This is a genomic window from Streptomyces sp. NPDC127129 (assembly GCF_042671585.1).
In the GTDB taxonomy this organism is placed as follows: Bacteria; Actinomycetota; Actinomycetes; order Streptomycetales; family Streptomycetaceae; genus Streptomyces.
Genome location: NZ_JBHXTV010000005.1, coordinates 283,577 through 300,878 on the forward strand (window position 1 = coordinate 283,577; position 17,302 = coordinate 300,878).

The window sequence follows — 17,302 nt, forward strand, 5'->3', positions numbered from 1 at the left end:
CTTCGTGGGCGCCGAGCGTGGCGACGCCGTCTACGGGTACGGATGTGTCGGGGCGCGCGGTCGTACGGCGCCGTGTTCAGCCCCGCCAGGCGGAGACGACGTCGATGGCCTGCTGCGGATTGAGGCGGGGGTCGCAGAAGCTGAGGTACTTGTCGCCGAGCCGGTCGAGGCCCCGCTCGTCCATGACGCACTCGGTGACGGTGTCCGGGGTCGTCTCCAGGTGCAGGCCCGCCGCGACACCGCCGTTCTGGCTCACCGCGGCCTGGAAGTTCTCCACCTCGCGCACGACCGTCCGCACCAGGCGGGTCTTGAGCCCCTCGGGGCTGGAGACCGTGTTCCCGTGCATCGGGTCCGACAGCCAGAGCACCGGGTGACCGGCCCGGGCGACGGCCTCGACCAGCCCGGGCAGCCGCTCGCCGGCGTTGTCGGCGCCCATGCGCGCGATCAGCGTCAGCCGGCCGGGACGCCGCTGGGCGTCCAGGCGCTCGCACAGGGCGAGGAGCTGGTCGGGCGTCATGGTCGGGCCCACCTTGACGGCGACCGGATTGGAGACCGCGGCCAGGAGCCCGATGTGGGCGCCGTCCAGCTGCCGGGTGCGCTCGCCGACCCACGGCCAGTGCGTGGACGTCAGCAGCAGCGAGCCGTCCGGCTCACGGCGCAGCAGCGGAAGCTCGTAGTCGAGGAGCAGCGCCTCGTGGCTGGTCCACACGGGCACGTCGAGTTCGGACCGGGTGGCGGTGCCGCGCCAGCCGAGGTAGTGCATGGTGTCGCTCGCGGCCCGGTAGCCGCTCAGCAGGTGACGGGGGTCGGGCCGGCGCAGTACCGCGTCCGGCTCCGGACGGTTGACCATGTGGCCGCGGTACACGGGCAGTTGGCTGCCGTTGACGGTCTCGGTCGGGGAGGAGCGGGGCTTGCCGTACTGCCCGGCGATCCTGCCCACCCTGATGACGGGCTTGCCCGAGGCGAGCTTCATCGTCCCGGCCAGCACGTCGAGCAGCGCGGCCTTGCGCGTGACGTCCTCGGGCGTGGCCTCGGCGGGATCCTCGGCGCAGTCGCCGGTCTGGATCACCTGGAGATGTCCCGCGGCCGCCTCCATCAGCAGGGCGCGCAGACGGCGTACGGCTTCGGCGTCCACGAGGGCGGGCATCCGCCCGAGATCCGTACGGACCTCTTCCAGGGAGGCGTGGCCTTCCCAGTCGGGCTGCTGCAGCGCGGGTATGGACCGGAGGTAGGACAGAATGTCGATCATCGATTCCCTCAGCGAGCATGCCGGAGCGAATCCGGGCAGGAGCGGACGTGGTCAAATTCGCAGTGGGGCACGGGCACGGATGGATGTGCGTCGGCCGGACCCGTCCGGACGGCGCGGTATTCAGCGCTTCACAGGCGGATTCCGGCGGGCCATGAGCCATCCCGGACAGTGCCGCGCGCTTCCTTGCGGCGCTTGCACCGATCGTTCGAGATTCACTATCGGCTCGACGGAACGGGCCGTGCAACGACGGCCCGAGAAGTACGTCAAGTGCGCTCGGGGGCGACGGCGACGGCCGTGAGGAGAATCCCCTGGAACCGCGCCCAGCGGCCCGCGAATCCGCGGATCCTGCGTGCGCCGATTCTGGGTCCCGGTACGAGCAGACGGGCGGAGAACGTGCCGTCTTCGGGGGCCAAGGTGATCATTACCTGGTCGAATTCCAGCCGGCGACGGGTCAGCGGATACCAGGCCTTGTAGACGCTCTCCTTCGCGCTGAAGATCAGGCGGTCCCAGCTGACATCGGGCCGGCGTCCACCCAGTTCCGCGATGTGGGCGCGCTCCTCGTCCACGGTGACGAGCGCGCGGGCGCCGCGGGTGGGGATCGGCGCATCGGGCTCGGCGTCGATGCCGACCGCCACGGCATCGCAGGCCAGGGCCACGGCAGCGGCGCGGTATCCCGCGCAGTGGGTCATGGACCCGACGACGCCGTCCGGCCACCGCGGAGCGCCCTCGGCATCGGGCAGGATCGGTGCGGCGGGCACGCCGAGGCCTCCGAGAGCCGTGCGGGCGCAGGCCCGGACGGTGGTGAACTCACGGCGTCGCGCGCTGCCCGCCGTGGCGATCACCCGACGCTCGGAAGGGAAGAGAAATCCCCCCGCGACATCCTCGAATTTCTCGGCGGAAACCATGCGCGAGGGCAGCAGAGTTTCGATCAACGCGACCCCGGTTCCGTGGATCGAGGGCACGCCGATTCGGCAGGACGTCTTCGTGGAAATCGACTGCTGCTGCCGAATCGGCGTGTGTGCCGGCCGTCGGACCGTGTGACCGGTCGGTTCACCCGGTCATGAGCGACGTCAGATCCCTGGCGTATTTCTCGATGAGCGACGGGGAGATGTGCGGGATGTCCGCGTCGGCCCCGACCTCGGCGGCCTGCACGGCAGCACGGAATCGCTCGGAGGGAATGTCGGATCCACGCACAGCGGTCTCCGGTTCCTTGAATCCGTGAATGAGCGGCAACGACGAAAGCTGCCGCTGCTCCTCGGGAAGCGCCCGCATGGCCGTCTCGAACCGGTCCAGCCAGTCCGCGTAGTCGTCGATCCTCTCGATGCGACGGCCCGACTCGCCCAGCCAGTCGACGAAGGTGTCGAGCGAGATCCCGTCGTCGTGCGGGTTCACCAGACTGAACGTCCGGTACTCGCCGGTGACCTGTCCACCCAGCGACACGACGGCCGCGGCGGTGAAGTCCACCGGGAGTCCGTCGTAGTGAGCCCGCGGCCGCTTCTCCGTACCGTCGGCGCGGTAGAAGGACGCGGGTGCGACACCGGTCGCGAGGACGCTGAAGAGCAGGCGGGAGAACATGTCGGGGACGTTCAGCTGACCGCCGTACCTGCTGTGGGCGAGGATCATGTTCGACCGGAACACCGTGACCGGGAGACCGCACAGGTCGTGCGCCTCACGCAGCAGGACCTCGCCCGCCCACTTGCTCGTCGCGTAGCCGCTCGCGTACCCCGCGTCGACCGGCTGGACGGGGAGCGCCTGCCTGATGTCGGGGTCCTCGCCCAGAGCGGGGCTCTGGGAGGTGGCGACGGCCACGCTGGAGATGTACGTGAACGGCTTCATCCGTCCGGTGAGCGCCAGGCGGACCAGCTCGGCGGTACCCACCACGTTGGCCTCGAACAGGTGGTTGTACGGCAGCACGTGGTTGACGAGGGCGCCGGCGTGGACGATCAGGTCCACCTCCTCGGTGAGCCTCTCCCAGGTGCGGTCGCCCAGGCCCAGCTGCGGCTCCGCCATGTCGCCCGCCACGACCTCCAGATGGTCGGCGGCCAGGTCCTGGAACCGCCGCGCCAGCTGCCCGTCGCCGCCGGCGAACGACTCCTCGAAGCGCTTCCTGGCGGCCGCCACGTCCTTCCCGCGGACGAGGCAGATCAGCCGCCCGTCGGTCTTCTCCAGCTGCTCCAGCCACTCCATGGAGAGGAAGCGCCCGAGATATCCGCTCGCCCCCGTCAGCAGGACGGTACGGGGCGGTTCGGCGGGTGGAGCCAGCCGCTTCGCCCCGGCGAGCGTCTCCTCGTCGATGAACCTGTCCAGGGTGAGGTCGGAGGCCCGGACCTCGACGCTTCCCTGGCCGTGCACCGAGGCGAAGCCGGGCCGGTCCAGCCCGGCCGCGCGCTTGGCCTCGATGTGGTCGGCCATCTGCTGGAGGTCGGTGGCCGCGCTGATGATCATGTCCACCGGGACCCGGACCTCGAAGACGTCGTCGAGCAGGTCGGAGAACGCCACCGCCGTGAGCGAGTCGCCACCCAGGTCCCTGAAGTGCGCCGAGGGGCTCACCTCGACCCCCGAGCCCGTCAGCAGCGCCTGCGCCGCACGCTGGAGCGTCTCCAGGACGGGCCGGTCCGCCGCTCCTCGGCGGACGTCGAGGAGCTGCTCGTTCTCGCGCGCGGCGATGTCCGCGTACAGCTCTTCGAGCCGCTCCCGGTACCGCTCCAGCAGGCGGGGACGGAGCAGCTTGCGGTGATCCGAGAGCAGACCGTTGTCCTGGCTGAACGGCTCGGTCTCGACGAGGAATTCGCGCGGTATCTCGTAGGAGTTCAGCCCCTCCTCCTTCGCGACCTTCACGAAGGAATCGCTGAGCTGCTGCTGCAGTTCCTCCGTGCGATCGCCGAAACGGGCGAGGGCGTCCGCGGAAGGAACGACGACCGCCAGGAGATACGACCGCTCACTGTTCCCGTACACGAATATCTGACGGACCAGAGGGCTGTAGGCGAAGATCGCCTCCAGGCGCGCGGTCGCCACGAACTCGCCCTGAGAAAGCTTCAGTACGCTCTTTCGGCGGTCGATGATGGAATGGCGCCCGGGTGCGATCTCGGCGACGATGTCGCCGGTCTTGTAGAAGCCGTCCTCGTCGAGGAGTTCGGCCGTCAGCTCCGGGTGGTTGTAATAGCCGGGAATCAGCGCGTCGGTCTTGAGCAGCAGCTCCCCGCGCGGATACGGCGAATCGGTGAGGTAGTAGCCGAGTTCGGGAACGTCGACCAGCTTGTGGTCGATGACCGGCGGGGACAGCATTTCGCCGTCGACGGAGACGGCGGCGGCCTCGGTCGAGCCGTAGATGTTGTGCAGGTCGATGCCGAGGAGCGACTCCATGAACGTCGTCAGCTCCGCGGACAGCGGAGCGGACGCACAGCCGGCCCAGGCGACCCGGCCGCCGAGCAGCTCCCCCCGCATGTCCGCCTTGACCCGGGCTTCGAGCGCGGCACGGTCGGTGGTGCCCGCCGTGCTCCTGCGGTCCAGCTCGCTCTGGTACTTCTGGAAGATCAGCTCGCAGATGCGCGGTATCAGCGAGAGCTCCGTCGGGCGCGCCAGCGCGATGTCCTCGAAGAAGGTCGACAGATCGCTCCTGGCCGTGAAGTACGTGATGCCGCCCCGGGCCAGGGTGTTCTTCAGCGAGGAGTGGCCGGCGACATGGCTCATCGGCATGTAGCTGAAGGTGACCGTCTGGCCCTCGGAGAAGAGCTTCGACCACGCACCGCCCCACATCGCGCTGGTCAGCCGGTCGGTGTACATGGCTCCCTTGGGCGTTCCCGTGCTGCCCGAGGTGTAGATGAGCATCGCCAGCGGGTCGTCGCCGTCGGCCGGGACGAAGAGCGGCGCGTCGGGAAGAGCGGCGCCCCGGCGGAGCACCTCGGGAAGGGAGTCGACGCGCACGGAACGGCCGGCGCTCTCCAGCCGGGCGCGTGCCTCGTCCAGCGCGTCCGCGTGGTCGCTGACCTCCTCGTGGAAGTCGAACACCAGGATCCGCTCGACCGACGGGCTCCCCAGGGCGAGCTCGACCGCCCGCTCCAGGCGCTCGACGCTCGCGGCGACGAGACGGGACTCCGTCTCGTCGACGATGGCCCCCTGCTGGGACGCCGGCGAACTGGTCTGGAGCGGAACGTTGGCGAACCCGAGGTACGTGCACGCCAGGTCGACGACGGTGTAGTCGCCGCTGGAGAAGCCGAGCACGGCGACGCGGTCGCCCGGCTTCAGCGGACGGTGCGCGTCCCCGTGCCATGCGTTCGCCACCGCGCGTACCCGCGCCCACAGTTCGCCGAAACTGGTCTCCTCGTACCGGGGGAGAAGACGGTACGAAACACGGCCGGTCCCGGGGTCCCGCACGAATTCCCTGGCCCGTTCACCGATCGCAGGCCGATCGGCATGGCGGACCATGACGTTTTCCATCACTTGCGCAAGTCGCATTTTTGGTCTCCGCGTCGTGTACGGACCTGATCGCGAGGAAAGGGATCATCGAATTCGCCACCCCTGCTCGCGACACGACGCTACCGACTCGGGCATGCGGCGGGCCAAGCCGAAGAACTTCTATGTCAGGTCCGCCGCCTGCCGGAAAGGGAATTGCGGGCATGCGAAAAGGCGCCGATGCCGAACGGCACCGGCGCCCGGCCGAATTCAGTCGCGCCCGAGACTCTGGCTCTGGCTCTGGTGGGTCAGGACCTGCAGGGCGTCTGCCGAACTCGCGTCGTTCGGCGTGTAGACCTCAAGACGGTGGTCGGGGCTGTCGGGCTGCAACCAGACCTGGTAGTCCACGCTCACGGCACCTACGGTCGTGTGCTGTATGTGCATGGTTCCCGTGGTGCAGTCCGCGACGTCCCGATTCGCCCACAGGGCGGAGAAGTCGTCGCTGCGCATGGTGAGTTCGCCGATCAGCCCCGCCAGACGCGCGTCGGTGGGGTAGCGGCCGGCCGTCAGCCGGAGGTACGCCACATGGGCGCGGGCGAGCGTGTGCCAGTTGCTGTACAGGTCACGCGTGACCGGATCGAGGAAGAACATCCGGGGGATCGACGGCCGACGCTCCGGATCGTCCGGCGTCTCGAAGGCGATGTGCTCCGCGAGAAGCGCGTGCCCGCTGCGGTTCCACGCGAGCACGTCGCCACGGCGCCCCAGGACGATCGCCGGCGTGGCCTCGCCCAGGGACTCCAGGAGCGCGAGGACACGCTTGTGGGGCTCCTCCGCCGGGGGCTCGGAGAGCCGCGGCGTCGCCGAGTGCCGCGCCAGGTTGTGCAGGTGCACCGTCTCGGTCGCGTCGAGCTGCAGCGCCCGGGCGAGCGCGTCGAGCACCTGCTCCGACGCCGTCTCGGCCTGCCCCTGTTCCAGCCGCGTGTAGTAGCCGGCGCTCACTCCGGCGAGCTGGGCGAGCTCTTCCCGCCGCAGCCCGGGAACGCGGCGACCGTTGCCATGGGTGCGCAGCCCGATCTCGTCCGGGGTGACCCGGTCACGGCGGCTCTTCAGGAACGTTCCGAGGCTCTCCACGTCCGCCAGCGTATGCCGAACGCGCGCACGGCTGGGTATACCTGTCAGGTGTACCCCCAGCAGGGGGGTGGCTGTGGACATGGCCATGGCCGACGGTCGAGTCATGTCGGAACAGCACTCACACAACTCACCCGGCCTGCGTGCGTGGCTGGGACTGCTGGTCGTACTCGGTCCCGTCCTGCTGGTCTCCATGGACGGGTCGATCCTGTACCTGGCGATGCCCCGGGTCAGCCAGGACCTCACCCCCACGGCCGACCAGGCCCTGTGGACCCTGGACATCTACGGCTTCGCGGTCGGCTCGCTGCTGATCGCGTTCGGCAACATCGGGGACCGGTACGGCCGGCTGAAGCTGCTGATGATCGGAGCGACCGTCTTCGGCCTCGCGTCCGCGGCCTCCGCCTTCGCGCCCAGCCCGGAGCTCCTCATCGCGTCCCGCGCGCTGATGGGTGTCGCCGGTGCGACCCTGCTGCCGTCGGCACTGGCCGTACTGAGCGAGCTGTTCACCGACCCGCGCCGGCGGGCGCAGGCCATCGGCATCTTCGCCGCGGCCTTCGCGGCGGGCTTCGCCATCGGCCCGGTCGCGGGCGGCATCCTGCTGGAACGCTTCTGGTGGGGCTCGGTCTTCCTCATCAACCTGCCCGTCATCGCCCTCTTCCTGATCTTCGCCCCCATCCTGCTGCGTGAAGTCAGCACCACCCGCCCCGGCCGTATCGACGCCTTCAGCGTCGCGGCCTCCGCGGCCGGCCTCCTGGGCCTCGTGTACGGCCTCAAGCACGCGGCCGCCGAAGGGTTCTCGCTGCTCTCCGTCCTGGTGGGACTGGCCGGCATCGTCCTGCTCGCCCTGTTCGTACGCCGGCAGCGGCACCTCGACCACCCGCTGATGGACTTCTCCCTCTTCCGCGACCGGGTCTTCACCGTCGCGATCATCACGGGACTGCTGCCGCTCGCGGCATGGTCGGCGGCCGCCTACCTGTCGGGCGTCTACCTCCAGTCCGTCCTGGACCTTCCCGTCCTGCAGGCGGCGCTCCTCGCGCTTCCCGGCGCCGTGGTCCTCACCGTCACCTGTGTCGTCACGCCGATGTTCGTCGACCGCATCGGCAAGCGGACGATCCTCATCATCTGCCACTTCTCCATCGCGGCCGGGCTGCTCTTCCTGCTCCCCACCACCATCACCGGCGGCGTCGGCTGGTACATCGCGTCCACGTCCATCGCGGGCCTCGGATACGGCATCTCCTTCAGCGTCGTCGCCGACACCGCGGTCGGTGCGGTCCCGGCCGAGCGGGCCGGTTCGGCCGGCGCGATCGCCGAGACCAGCAACGAGATCGGCAACGCCCTCGGCATCGCGCTCATCGGCTCCCTCGCCGCGCTGCTCTTCCGGCTCCAGGGGCCCGACCTCGCCCCCACGCTCGACGAGACCCTCCAGCTGCCCGGGCTCGCCTCCGCGGTGGTCACGGACGCGAAGTCGGCCTTCGTCACCGGCCTCCACGCCGCCGTGGCGGTGGCGAGCTTCCTGCACGTCGCGCTGGGCGTCCTGGCACTTCGCTGGCTGCCGAAGACCGAGGCCGAGCCCGCGACGGCGGTTGCCGAGGCCCCGTTCGAGCAGAAGGCCGACCGCGTGGAGAGCACGCCTCGCTGAACCACCGGGCCCGGCGGTACGGGCTCCCTCATCCGCCGGTTCCACGATCACCAGGCGCACCCCAAGAACGGCCGTGCCCCGGTCCGCAGCCTCCCCCCTGCGGACCGGGGCACGGTCGTGGCGCCGCGAGGTGCCGGTTCCTCACGTCCTCGTGGAGCGGGAGCCGGCGACCGGCGACCAGGCACGTGAGCCCATGACTGAGGGCCCGGACGGGCTGATGCCGTCCGGGCCCACCGAGCGAGAGAGGCCGGTACCGTCAGCGGTCCGCGGGCACCTCGTACAGGGCGACGACCGACGTGAAGATCTCCTCGTCGTTCTGCTCCGCCGTTACCAGCATGCGAGGCCGCCCGTCCAGGTCGCGGGGCAGGGCCTTGGCCGTGACCCAGCACGGGGCGTCGAGTTCGGCGTACCGGCTGAAGTCGCACTGCATGCCGACGACCAGCGTCTGCCGCGGGTGCGCCGCCGACTGCGCGGCCTGGCGCGCGGCCTCCAGGAGCAGCATGCCCGGGGCGTGGTCGACGGGGTGGTCGAAGAGGACGGGGTGCGAGGTGTCCGTCCGCAGCTGCCAGCGGAGCGGGACGTCGGTGCACGAGAGCACGACGTCCTGGTAGCGGTCGCGGCCGGCCTGCTGCGTGGGCGAGGGCGGCGGCAGCGGCAGGACCCGGGAGTTCGCGCCCTCGATGTCGGCGTACCGGCCACGGAGCCGCTCGTAGACCGCCCGGTCCTGGATCGTGAAACCGGTGCGGGCGCCGGCCAGTCGGCGTCCCTCGCGCTCGGCCGTGACGGAGAGCGTGACGGCCGTCGCCCGACCCCTGCGGTACTTCACGTCCGAAGCCGTGATGTGGAGTTCGACCTCGGCGTCGGCGCCCCCCTCGACCCGCAGCGCCTCCGGATCGGCGTCCCACCCGAAGTCCCTCCAGAGCAGCTGGTGCCCGAAGGGGATGTCGTACGCCCCGTGCGACAGCAACGGCAGGGTCTGGCGCACCGTCTCCGCCAGGAAGAGAGGGTCGTGCCGTCCGAACCGGGTCAGGTAGAACGCGTGCTCACGCGGCCATCGGGCGGTGACGGTGAAGGTGTCGTCCCCTGTCCGGTGCCAGCTCGCGAGGAGCACCTCGGCGGGATTCGTCTTATGGGTGTACGACATCGGCACAGGCACGGGGCCGGTGGTCGTCCGGTCTCGCGCAAGGTCTATCGGAAGCACAACAGTTCTCCCCTGACTGTTCCACAACATTTGCGGGGTCGGAGCACTGGTGTCTCGACTGTCCGCTCACATAAGATAGTGGTCACTCTTTTTCTTTGTCGAGGTAATACGAGGTAACGGGCCAGTGGCGGAACACAGGCAGGAACGGGCAATCCGCACGCGGGAGCTGGTGCTCCGGGCCGCAGCGGAAGTGTTCGACGAAGCCGGGTACCTCGGCGCGAGCATCACCAAGATCCTTGAGCGCGCGGGCGTCACGGCGGGTGCCGTGTACTTCCACTTCCGGTCGAAGGAGGGGCTGGCCCGCGCGGTCATCCTCGAACAGGCCGCGGACCTGAAGTTCCCCGAGGGGGAGGGCGGTCTCCAGCAACTCCTGGACATGACCGGCTATCTCGCGGTCGAGATGCAGCGCAACACCCTGCTGCGGGCCGGCGTCCGACTCGCGGTCGAGCAGGGGGTGGTGGGCAAGCAGGAGTACTCGATCTACGAGTGGTGGGCCGACCGCTTCCACCAGGAGCTGGTCGTGGCCCGCCAGAAGGGCCAGCTGCTCGACGGCGCGGACGAGGCCGCGTTCGCGCAGCTCCTGGTCGCCGCCTACACCGGTACGCAGGTCATGTCGCAGCTCTCCACCGGCCGCGCGGACCTGCCCCGACGGATCGCCGACATGTGGCGATGTCTGCTGCCGGCCCTCGCGCCGGCCTCCGTCATCAGCGGCCTGCGGATCCCCGAGGGCGACACGGTGGGCGCCGCGTGAGCCGTCCCCTCCGGGTCGTACTGACCGGAGCGACGGGCTTCGTGGGCTCACGGGTCCTGCACGGACTGACCGCGTCCGCGCGCGAGTCCGGTCGTGAGCTCTCGGTCCGCGCCCTCGGCCGCTCGGCCACCGCTCCCGCCTCCGCCCCGCCGGGGGTGACCTGGATCCCGGTCGACCTGACGGACCGGCAGTCGCTCCGCGCGGCCGCGGGCGGGGCGGACGTACTGATCCACCTCGCCTCGCGGATCTCCGGCGACGAGGCCCAGTGCGCGGCGGTCAACGTCGAGGGCACGGCGGCCCTGGTCGACGAGGCCGTCCACTGGGGGGTGGACCGTATCGTCCACCTGTCCACCGCCGCGGTCTACGGGCCGGGCCCGCACCGCGGGATCGCGGTGGACGAGATCGCTCCCGCCCCGGTCTCACCCGCCAGCCGCACCCGGCTGGCCGGCGAGGCGCCGGTGCTGGCCGCCGGCGGATGCGTCCTGCGCCCCGGGCTCGTTCTGGGCGCGGGCGACCGCTGGGTGGTCCCCGCCCTCGCGGAGCTGCTCGAACGCGTCCCGGCCCGCTGGGACGGCGGCCGCGGGCTGCTGTCGCTGGTGGACGTGGACGACCTGGCGCGCCTGATCACCACCTTGGCGACGGCGCCGGAAGCACCGACGCCCGGGATCCACCACGCGAGCCATCCCCGGCCCGTCACCAACGGCGACCTGATGGCGGAGCTGGCGGCCCTCGGCATCCTCCCCGCGGCCGACGAGGACTGGCCGTGGGAGGCCTGTCTCGACCGGCTGCGGCAGACACCGGGCCGTATGAGCGAGCGTCAGTTCTCGCTGCTCGCCCAGGACCACTGGTACGCCTCCGAGGACATCTGGCACACGACGCCCTGCCCCCCGGGCCCGGGCCCCCTGACCCGCCTCACGGCGGCGGCACCCTGGTACCGCGCCTTCCTCGCCGAACGGAGGGTGGCGGGGGCGGCGCGGTAGCGGGGGCGCAGGACACGCCACGTGGTCGTCGGGCGTGCGCGATCATGGCGGGATGGACGCTCGTTTTCTCGCTATCAAGCAGCTGGCCGACACCCCGTCCGTGGCGGTCGTGGTCGACGTCATGCGTGCCTTCACGGTGGCCGCCTGGGCCTTCGCCCAGGGGGCGGAGAAGATAGTTCTCGCCGAGTCGCTGGACGAGGCCCTGGCGCTCAAGGCCCGCCACCCGGACTGGGTGGCCCTCAAGGACGGCCCTCCCGCGCCCGGGTTCGACCTCGTCAACTCGCCGGGCATGCTGCGGTCGGTCGACCTCGGCGGACGGACCGTGGTCCAGAAGACCACGGCGGGAACGGTCGGCGCGCTCGCGGTCAAGGACGCGTCGCTGGTGCTGTGCGCGAGCTTCGTGGTGGCGGAGGCGACGGCCCGAGTCCTGCGCACGCGCGCGGGCGACAGCGTCACGTTCGTGGTCACCGGCGAGGACGGCCAGGCGGACGAGGACCTGGCGTGCGCCCAGTACATAGCCCGGAGGGCCGCCGGCGAGGCGACGGATCCCGCCGGATTCCTCCGTAGGGCCGCCGAGTCCCGCGCCGCAGCCGAACTGACGGAGGAGGTACGTCAAGGAGTCCATCCCGACGACGTCGCACTCTGCCTGGAGGTCGACCGCTTCCCCTTCGCCCTGGTGGCGACCCCGGAAGGCCCCCTCATGACCCTGCGCCCCCACGCGATGCCTTCTGAATGACTGACACATACCAGGCCCGCTTGGCCCAACCGGCGCTCCTACCTCGGTGTGGGCATCGACGACCCGAGCGGTCTCACGCACATCGGAGCCCGTGAGTACGACTCGTCGACCGGGCGCTTCATCTCAGCCGACCCGATCATCGACACCACCGACCCGCTACAGATGAACGGGTACGCGTACTCGCACGCCAACCCCGTGACCAGAAGTGACCCGACGGGACTCTGGGACTTCACGCGCTGGGCCAAGGACACCGCCAAGGGCGCATGGCACGGCGCCGTCGACTGGACCTCGGAGATGGGTGAGGGCTGGAACCGGCTCACCGGCGACCACGCGGAAGCCACTCGCATCAAGGCGGAGCGGGAGAACAAGGTCGGTCCCATCAATGGGACCCAGTGGGTCAAGAACCTGGCGGGGCAGCCGTCGAACAGCTGGGCGTACCGAGCCGTTTACGCGGCGGTGAAGTTCTTGATGCCCTTCCTGCCGGGCGCCGGCATGGCGGCCAAGGCGCCCACGGTCATCACCAAGGCGACGACCAAGGCGGCGGGCGGCGCTGTCAAGGCATCCACCGGCGTGGTGAAGGCTGGTGCCTCGGGATCGATCCGGAACGTCAGGGCTGGGTTCCCCCACATGTCGCCCACTCCGCGAGGGGAGGGGTCGGCGAAGCACAAGCCGGTCGTGCAGATCATCCCGGCTCAGCCCGGCTGGACGGATCAGGGACAGCTCAAGGCGGCTTCTTCAGCGGTTCCCGGATTTGCGTTGAAGCACCGTCCGAACCAGCCCAAGGCGCGGACCTACGTCGGCGGCTACAACATCGACACGGGTGACATCGCGCTCGCAGCTTCGGGCGGGTCTTCCCCTGGCTGCAGCTACTGCGCCGAAGGAAACGTGGTGTGGGCCCTCGGCGGCGACGCCTCACGGGTGGTGTTCACCGTGGCCTACTGGGTCAAGGGAACCGCGGCCGAGGGATACCACGCCGTACCCAAGCCCGTGTGTGCCAAGTGCCAGGTGGACTACCCCAATGCGCACTTCTATGAGGACGGGATCATTGGGGACCCCAAGGGGATCTGGTACAACCGAGGCGATGACGCTCAGGGGCCCTGGAAGTGATGTATTCGCGGGCTCGCTCGCCGGTGGCGAGCGAGCAAGGCCCGCGGGCTCTGCCGTGCGCCGCCCTGGGCAGCGACTGATCGAGAGACGTAGCGATGCCACATCCACAGCGACTCATCCGTGCCGCGATCGAAGACAGCGGCATCACCACGCTTCCCTGCGAGTGCGGAAGGAAGAGCGCCCTCCACGTGATCGACGAGTTCTTCGAGGTCTTGGACAGAGATCCCGACAGCCTGCGTGGTCAGAGGGACTGGATGGAAGGTCACGCCGTGTGGGGTTCGTTCCACTACCGGCCGGCCCCTGCCGTCGCTGAGATCCTCATGGCTGCCCTGCCCTTCTACGGCGCGGGAGTGGCACGCACGGTGATTCTCGAGAACCTCTCGGATCTGTCGTCCGGTGACATCGACGACCTGGTCGATCAATGCCAAGAGGTGATCCGCCCGGGTGTCTGGTACTTCCTGGAGGAGGTCGCTTCAGGCCGGTCGAAGGTCGATGCCTCCATCGCCTTCGACATTCTGCTCGCGCTCGAAGAGGACGACTGGGTGGCCTTCGCGCGCGAGCAGCTCGCCGACCTCTTGCCGGCCGTCCAGCTGGACCCTGACTACGGGTGAGTTGCCCACCAGCTGGGGAGAGCTGCTGTGACTCTCAGGCTCTGCCTCGTCGCCCCCAGTGAGACGAGGTCATATCGGCAGGCCACGGGTCCTTGTCCGGACCCGTGGCATAGACCTTGTCCCGGACGGCTGGCACAGGAGGTGCCCCTCTCCTTAAAGGACGCCAGGCCCGTGCCTCCAAGCCGCTCAGCGGCGGTGGTGACGCCCCTGGTGGTTGCGACCTCGGCCCCAAGGTGGTCCAGGCGGATGTTCTCGCCGGACTCGCCCTCGATGAGGACGAGCTTGAGCGGCGTCTCGGCGACGGCGAAGTTGGCGTACCCGGAGCGAACTTGGCGGTCTCCCTCGGAGGGCCCGCTCATGACACTTCGTCCGCAGGGAAGGTGATCCGGAGCGAGGGGGTTATTCAACGGTGATCAACTTTGCGTGCAACCTTCAGTCCTGCTCCGTGTCTTAGGTGGAGCGGTCGCAGGCCGTCGGGCGGGCGGCATCGCCCGTCAGGTAGTCAGGAAGCGCGCTCACGTGCTCCGTTCGAGAAGGTTGATCATGCGTAAGTCCATATTCGCCGTGTTCGCGGCCCTCCTGGTCGCGTTCGCCATGAACGTCTCCGTCGCTTCCGACGCGAGCGCCGCGACGTACTACGAGCTGAAGAACAGGTACTCGGGGAAGTGCGCCACCCCGAAGGGCAACGGCACCTCCAACGGCACCGTCATCACCCTGTGGGACTGCACCGGTTCCTCGCTCCAGCACTGGGAGATGCGGGTGGCCGGCTCCGGCAATCAGATCGTGCACCGGGCGAGCGGTAAGTGCCTCACCCCGTCCGGCAACGGCTACGCGACCGACGGTGCGGTTCTGACGCTGTGGACCTGTGACAACAGCGGCACCAACTACCCGCAGCAGTTCAGCGCCAACCAGAGCTGGACCTGGACCACCTACTCGAACCCGAACTTCCGCTGCCTGACGAACAAGGGCGGCAGCCACGCCAACGGCACCTACCTCACCCTGTGGCGCTGCGCGGACGACTACCCGACCGAGCAGCAGTGGGTCTTCGATTACGCGTAGCCGTAGCGTGGCTCCGCACCCGACGAAGGGTGCGGAGCCACAGTCGTCGCGGGATCAGCAGCAGGTACCGGCGTTCTGCTGGGTCAGGGTGTCGGCGTCTGCCTTGACGACGTACACCTCCCACGGTTCGCGGCCGGGGCCGTGGACCCACACCTTGTCCTGGAGGGCGTAGCAACAACTGGTGTCGTTCTCCTCCGTCGTCGCCAGGCCCTCCTCACTCAGCCGAGTGGTGGCGGCGTGGACGGCCTCGGTGCTGTCGACCTCGATGCCGAGGTGGTCCAGGCGGGTGTCCCCGTCCTGGGCGCCCTCGGCGCCCTCGATGAGGACGAGCTTGAGCGGCGGCTCGGCGATGGCGAAGCTGGCGTAGCCGTCGCGGAGTTTGGCCGGCTCGGTGCCGAAGAGCCTGGTGTAGAAGGCGACGGACGCTGCCAGGTCCGGGACACGCAGGGCGAGCTGTACGCGGGACATCACGTTCCTCCTGTGGGTGGTTGAGGCGTGGGCAGGGGGTCAGCAGCCGCCGGAGGCGGTCGGGGCGCCGACGCCGATCTGGAGGGTGGCGGGGGCCGCGCAGCAGCCGTCGCCGTCGGCCGCCTCGTCGGCCTGCGGCTGGTCGAAGAGGCCTGCGCCGCCGCACACCCCGGTCTCGGGCAGGACGAGTTCGACCCGCTCGGCGGACTCGCGGTCGCCGGCGATCGCGGCGACGACGGACCGGACCTGCTCGTAGCCGGTCAGGGCGAGGAAGGTCGGCGCGCGGCCGTAGGACTTCATGCCGACCAGGTAGACGCCCTCCTCCGGGTGCGAGAGCTCCTTCACTCCGTGCGGGTAGACCGTGCCGCACGAGTGCTGGTTCGGGTCGATCAGCGGAGCCAGCTCGACCGGGGCCTGGAGGCGCTCGTCGAGGCCGAGGCGGAGCTCGTCGAGGAAGGTCAGGTCGGGGCGGAAGCCGGTCAGGACGACGACCTCGTCGACCGGGTCGAGGCGGCGACCGTCCTCGGCCACGAGGACCAGGCGCTCGCCGTCACGCTCGATCGCCTGCGTGCGGAAGCCGGTGACGGCATCGGCGTGGCCCTCGTCCACGGCGGCCTTGGCCGCGAGACCGAGGGCGCCGCGGGCGGGGAGCTGGTCGGCGGTGCCCCCGCCGAAGGTGGAGCCGGAGATGCCCCGGCGCAGGATCCAGGTGGCGTGCGTGCCGGCGCCGTCCTCGCACTTCGCGAGGTCGGCGAGGGAGGCCAGGGCGGTGAACGCGGAGGCGCCGGAGCCGATCACGGCGGTGCGCCTGCCCGCGTGACGAGCCCGCGTGGCCGGGTCGTTCAGGTCGGGGACGCGGTAGGAGATCCGGTCGGCCGCCGCGCGCTCGCCGAGCGCCGGGAGGCCGTCGCCGCCGGCCGGGCCCGGGACGGCCCATGTCCCGGAGGCGTCGATGACGGCGCGGGCGAGGAGCCGCTCCTCGCGACCGTCGGCGTACGTGACGTGGACGGTGAAGGGCCGGCTCTCGCGGTCGGCGTCGACGGTCCGGTCCCGGCCCGCGCGGGAGACGCCGGTGACGCGGGCGCCGAGGCGGACCCTGTCGCCGAGGACGTCGGCGAGCGGCTGGAGGTACCTCTCCGCCCAGTCGCCGCCGGTCGGGTACGTGCCCGCCTCCGGCTTCACCCAGCCGGTCGGGGCGAGGAGCTTCTCGGCGGCCGGGTCGGTGACCTCGCCCCAGGTCGAGAAGAGCCGTACGTGCGACCACTCGCGCACCGCCGAACCCGCCCGGGCACCGGCCTCCAGGACCAGAGCCTCAAGGCCCCGGTCGACGAGGTGCGCGGCGGCGGCCAGCCCGGCAGGCCCGGCCCCGATGACCACGACGGGCAGCTGCTCGGTGGCGGTGGCGGTGGCGGTGGCGGTGGCGGTGGCGTTCATGGCGAGTCCCCCTTTGTTTCGACGTTTGTCGATCTCTTACGCCTCCACCATGACACTCGCATCGATAAGCGTCAACATAGACATCCATCGATTTAAGAACGGATGAGGTTGCAGGGCTGGGGCTTGTTTCGACGTGTGTCAACATAGACGTATGTCGAATGCGAAGGTGCTACCGCTGCTGGAGTCCGAGGTCGAGCCTTGCTGCCCGCCCCTGCACGAGCGCCCGCTGACGGCGGAGGAGGCCGAGCGGACCGCGGTCATGTTCAAGGCGCTGGGTGATCCGGTACGCCTGCGGCTCTTCTCGGCCGTCGCCTCCCACGAGGGCGGCGAGGCGTGCGTCTGCGACATCTCCGACGTGGGTGTCTCGCAGCCGACGGTGTCCCACCACCTGAAGAAGCTCAAGGAAGCCGGCCTGCTCTCCTCCGAGCGGCGCGGCACCTGGGTGTACTACCGCGTCGAGCCCGCGGTCCTCGCCGCGATGGGGCAACTGCTCACCAAGGCCGCGGCCTAGAGGTCCGGACGAATCCCGAGGGGGCGCTCGATGCCT

At 70.1% G+C, this 17,302-nt stretch carries 13 protein-coding genes and 2 pseudogenes; 8 read left to right on the forward strand and 7 right to left on the reverse strand.

All coding sequences use genetic code 11. The annotated features are described in order from the left end of the window. Window positions 1-76: 76 nt before the first annotated feature. The 4 genes and pseudogenes from ACFVGW_RS12175 to ACFVGW_RS12190 all read right to left on the reverse strand — a co-directional run bounded on the left by ACFVGW_RS12175 (window position 77) and on the right by ACFVGW_RS12190 (window position 6,772). Window positions 77-1,249 carry a 3-deoxy-7-phosphoheptulonate synthase gene (locus ACFVGW_RS12175; protein ID WP_385851890.1) on the reverse strand — a complete coding sequence of 391 codons (1,173 nt, stop codon included), beginning with the start codon at window positions 1,247-1,249 and terminating at the stop codon, window positions 77-79. A gap of 263 nt (window positions 1,250-1,512) precedes the next feature. After that, window positions 1,513-2,181 carry a 4'-phosphopantetheinyl transferase gene (locus ACFVGW_RS12180; RefSeq protein ID WP_385851891.1) on the reverse strand — a complete coding sequence of 223 codons (669 nt, stop codon included), beginning with the start codon at window positions 2,179-2,181 and terminating at the stop codon, window positions 1,513-1,515. Between the two features lie 118 nt (window positions 2,182-2,299). Further along, window positions 2,300-5,707: pseudogene (gene car / locus ACFVGW_RS12185) on the reverse strand (carboxylic acid reductase); the annotation flags it as partial. A gap of 204 nt (window positions 5,708-5,911) precedes the next feature. Beyond that, the gene (locus ACFVGW_RS12190; protein ID WP_385851892.1) at window positions 5,912-6,772 is read right to left on the reverse strand and encodes a helix-turn-helix transcriptional regulator; all 861 of its coding nucleotides are present in this window, start codon (window positions 6,770-6,772) and stop codon (window positions 5,912-5,914) included. Window positions 6,773-6,875: 103 nt separating this feature from the next. Between ACFVGW_RS12190 and ACFVGW_RS12195 the strand changes: the two genes are divergently transcribed. Continuing rightward, window positions 6,876-8,408: an MFS transporter gene (locus ACFVGW_RS12195; RefSeq protein ID WP_385851893.1), complete on the forward strand. Its 1,533-nt coding sequence runs from the start codon at window positions 6,876-6,878 to the stop codon at window positions 8,406-8,408. Window positions 8,409-8,664: 256 nt separating this feature from the next. Here the strand turns inward: ACFVGW_RS12195 and ACFVGW_RS12200 are convergent, their stop codons facing one another. Continuing rightward, entirely contained in the window at window positions 8,665-9,552 is an 888-nt protein-coding gene (locus ACFVGW_RS12200; protein ID WP_385851894.1) for a ScbA/BarX family gamma-butyrolactone biosynthesis protein, read from the reverse strand. Between the two features lie 181 nt (window positions 9,553-9,733). On the opposite strand from ACFVGW_RS12200, the gene ACFVGW_RS12205 reads away from it, so the two are divergent. The 6 genes and pseudogenes from ACFVGW_RS12205 (at window position 9,734) to ACFVGW_RS12230 (ending at window position 14,853) form a co-directional block, all read left to right on the forward strand. After that, complete coding sequence (locus ACFVGW_RS12205) at window positions 9,734-10,360, forward strand: ScbR family autoregulator-binding transcription factor (protein WP_352191113.1); 627 nt, start codon at window positions 9,734-9,736, stop codon at window positions 10,358-10,360. After that, window positions 10,357-11,340, forward strand: a complete 984-nt coding sequence (locus tag ACFVGW_RS12210) for an NAD-dependent epimerase/dehydratase family protein (protein WP_385851895.1) — start codon at window positions 10,357-10,359, stop codon at window positions 11,338-11,340. The genes ACFVGW_RS12205 and ACFVGW_RS12210 overlap by 4 nt, the downstream gene beginning before the upstream one ends. Window positions 11,341-11,392: 52 nt before the next feature. Next, complete coding sequence (locus ACFVGW_RS12215; protein ID WP_385851896.1) at window positions 11,393-12,076, forward strand: 2-phosphosulfolactate phosphatase; 684 nt, start codon at window positions 11,393-11,395, stop codon at window positions 12,074-12,076. 18 nt (window positions 12,077-12,094) lie between these two features. Continuing rightward, a pseudogene (locus ACFVGW_RS12220) lies at window positions 12,095-12,298 on the forward strand (RHS repeat-associated core domain-containing protein); the annotation flags it as partial. 1,073 nt (window positions 12,299-13,371) lie between these two features. Beyond that, entirely contained in the window at window positions 13,372-13,794 is a 423-nt protein-coding gene (locus tag ACFVGW_RS12225; RefSeq protein ID WP_385851897.1) for a hypothetical protein, read from the forward strand. Window positions 13,795-14,337: 543 nt separating this feature from the next. Next, window positions 14,338-14,853 (forward strand): RICIN domain-containing protein, encoded by a 516-nt coding sequence (locus ACFVGW_RS12230; protein WP_385851898.1) that lies wholly within the window; start codon window positions 14,338-14,340, stop codon window positions 14,851-14,853. Window positions 14,854-14,907: 54 nt separating this feature from the next. Here the strand turns inward: ACFVGW_RS12230 and ACFVGW_RS12235 are convergent, their stop codons facing one another. Together ACFVGW_RS12235 and ACFVGW_RS12240 are read right to left on the reverse strand one after the other, a co-directional pair. Next, window positions 14,908-15,321: an ArsI/CadI family heavy metal resistance metalloenzyme gene (locus tag ACFVGW_RS12235; RefSeq protein WP_385851899.1), complete on the reverse strand. Its 414-nt coding sequence runs from the start codon at window positions 15,319-15,321 to the stop codon at window positions 14,908-14,910. Between the two features lie 39 nt (window positions 15,322-15,360). Then, window positions 15,361-16,755 (reverse strand): NAD(P)-binding domain-containing protein, encoded by a 1,395-nt coding sequence (locus tag ACFVGW_RS12240; RefSeq protein WP_385851900.1) that lies wholly within the window; start codon window positions 16,753-16,755, stop codon window positions 15,361-15,363. A gap of 151 nt (window positions 16,756-16,906) precedes the next feature. Here ACFVGW_RS12240 and ACFVGW_RS12245 point away from each other — a divergent pair, with 151 nt between their 5' ends. Continuing rightward, window positions 16,907-17,266 carry an ArsR/SmtB family transcription factor gene (locus tag ACFVGW_RS12245; RefSeq protein ID WP_385851901.1) on the forward strand — a complete coding sequence of 120 codons (360 nt, stop codon included), beginning with the start codon at window positions 16,907-16,909 and terminating at the stop codon, window positions 17,264-17,266. The last annotated feature ends 36 nt before the right edge of the window (window positions 17,267-17,302 follow it).

Excerpts from the sequence above, each read along its gene's own strand:
- ACFVGW_RS12175 (WP_385851890.1), bottom strand. The coding sequence starts at position 1,249 with ATGATCGACATTCTGTCCTACCTCCGGTCCATACCCGCGCTGCAGCAG.
- ACFVGW_RS12195 (WP_385851893.1), top strand. The coding sequence starts at position 6,876 with ATGTCGGAACAGCACTCACACAACTCACCCGGCCTGCGTGCGTGGCTG.
- ACFVGW_RS12200 (WP_385851894.1), bottom strand. The coding sequence starts at position 9,552 with ATGTCGTACACCCATAAGACGAATCCCGCCGAGGTGCTCCTCGCGAGC.
- ACFVGW_RS12215 (WP_385851896.1), top strand. The coding sequence starts at position 11,393 with ATGGACGCTCGTTTTCTCGCTATCAAGCAGCTGGCCGACACCCCGTCC.
- ACFVGW_RS12230 (WP_385851898.1), top strand. The coding sequence starts at position 14,338 with ATGCGTAAGTCCATATTCGCCGTGTTCGCGGCCCTCCTGGTCGCGTTC.
- ACFVGW_RS12235 (WP_385851899.1), bottom strand. The coding sequence starts at position 15,321 with ATGTCCCGCGTACAGCTCGCCCTGCGTGTCCCGGACCTGGCAGCGTCC.
- ACFVGW_RS12240 (WP_385851900.1), bottom strand. The coding sequence starts at position 16,755 with ATGAACGCCACCGCCACCGCCACCGCCACCGCCACCGCCACCGAGCAG.
- ACFVGW_RS12245 (WP_385851901.1), top strand. The coding sequence starts at position 16,907 with ATGTCGAATGCGAAGGTGCTACCGCTGCTGGAGTCCGAGGTCGAGCCT.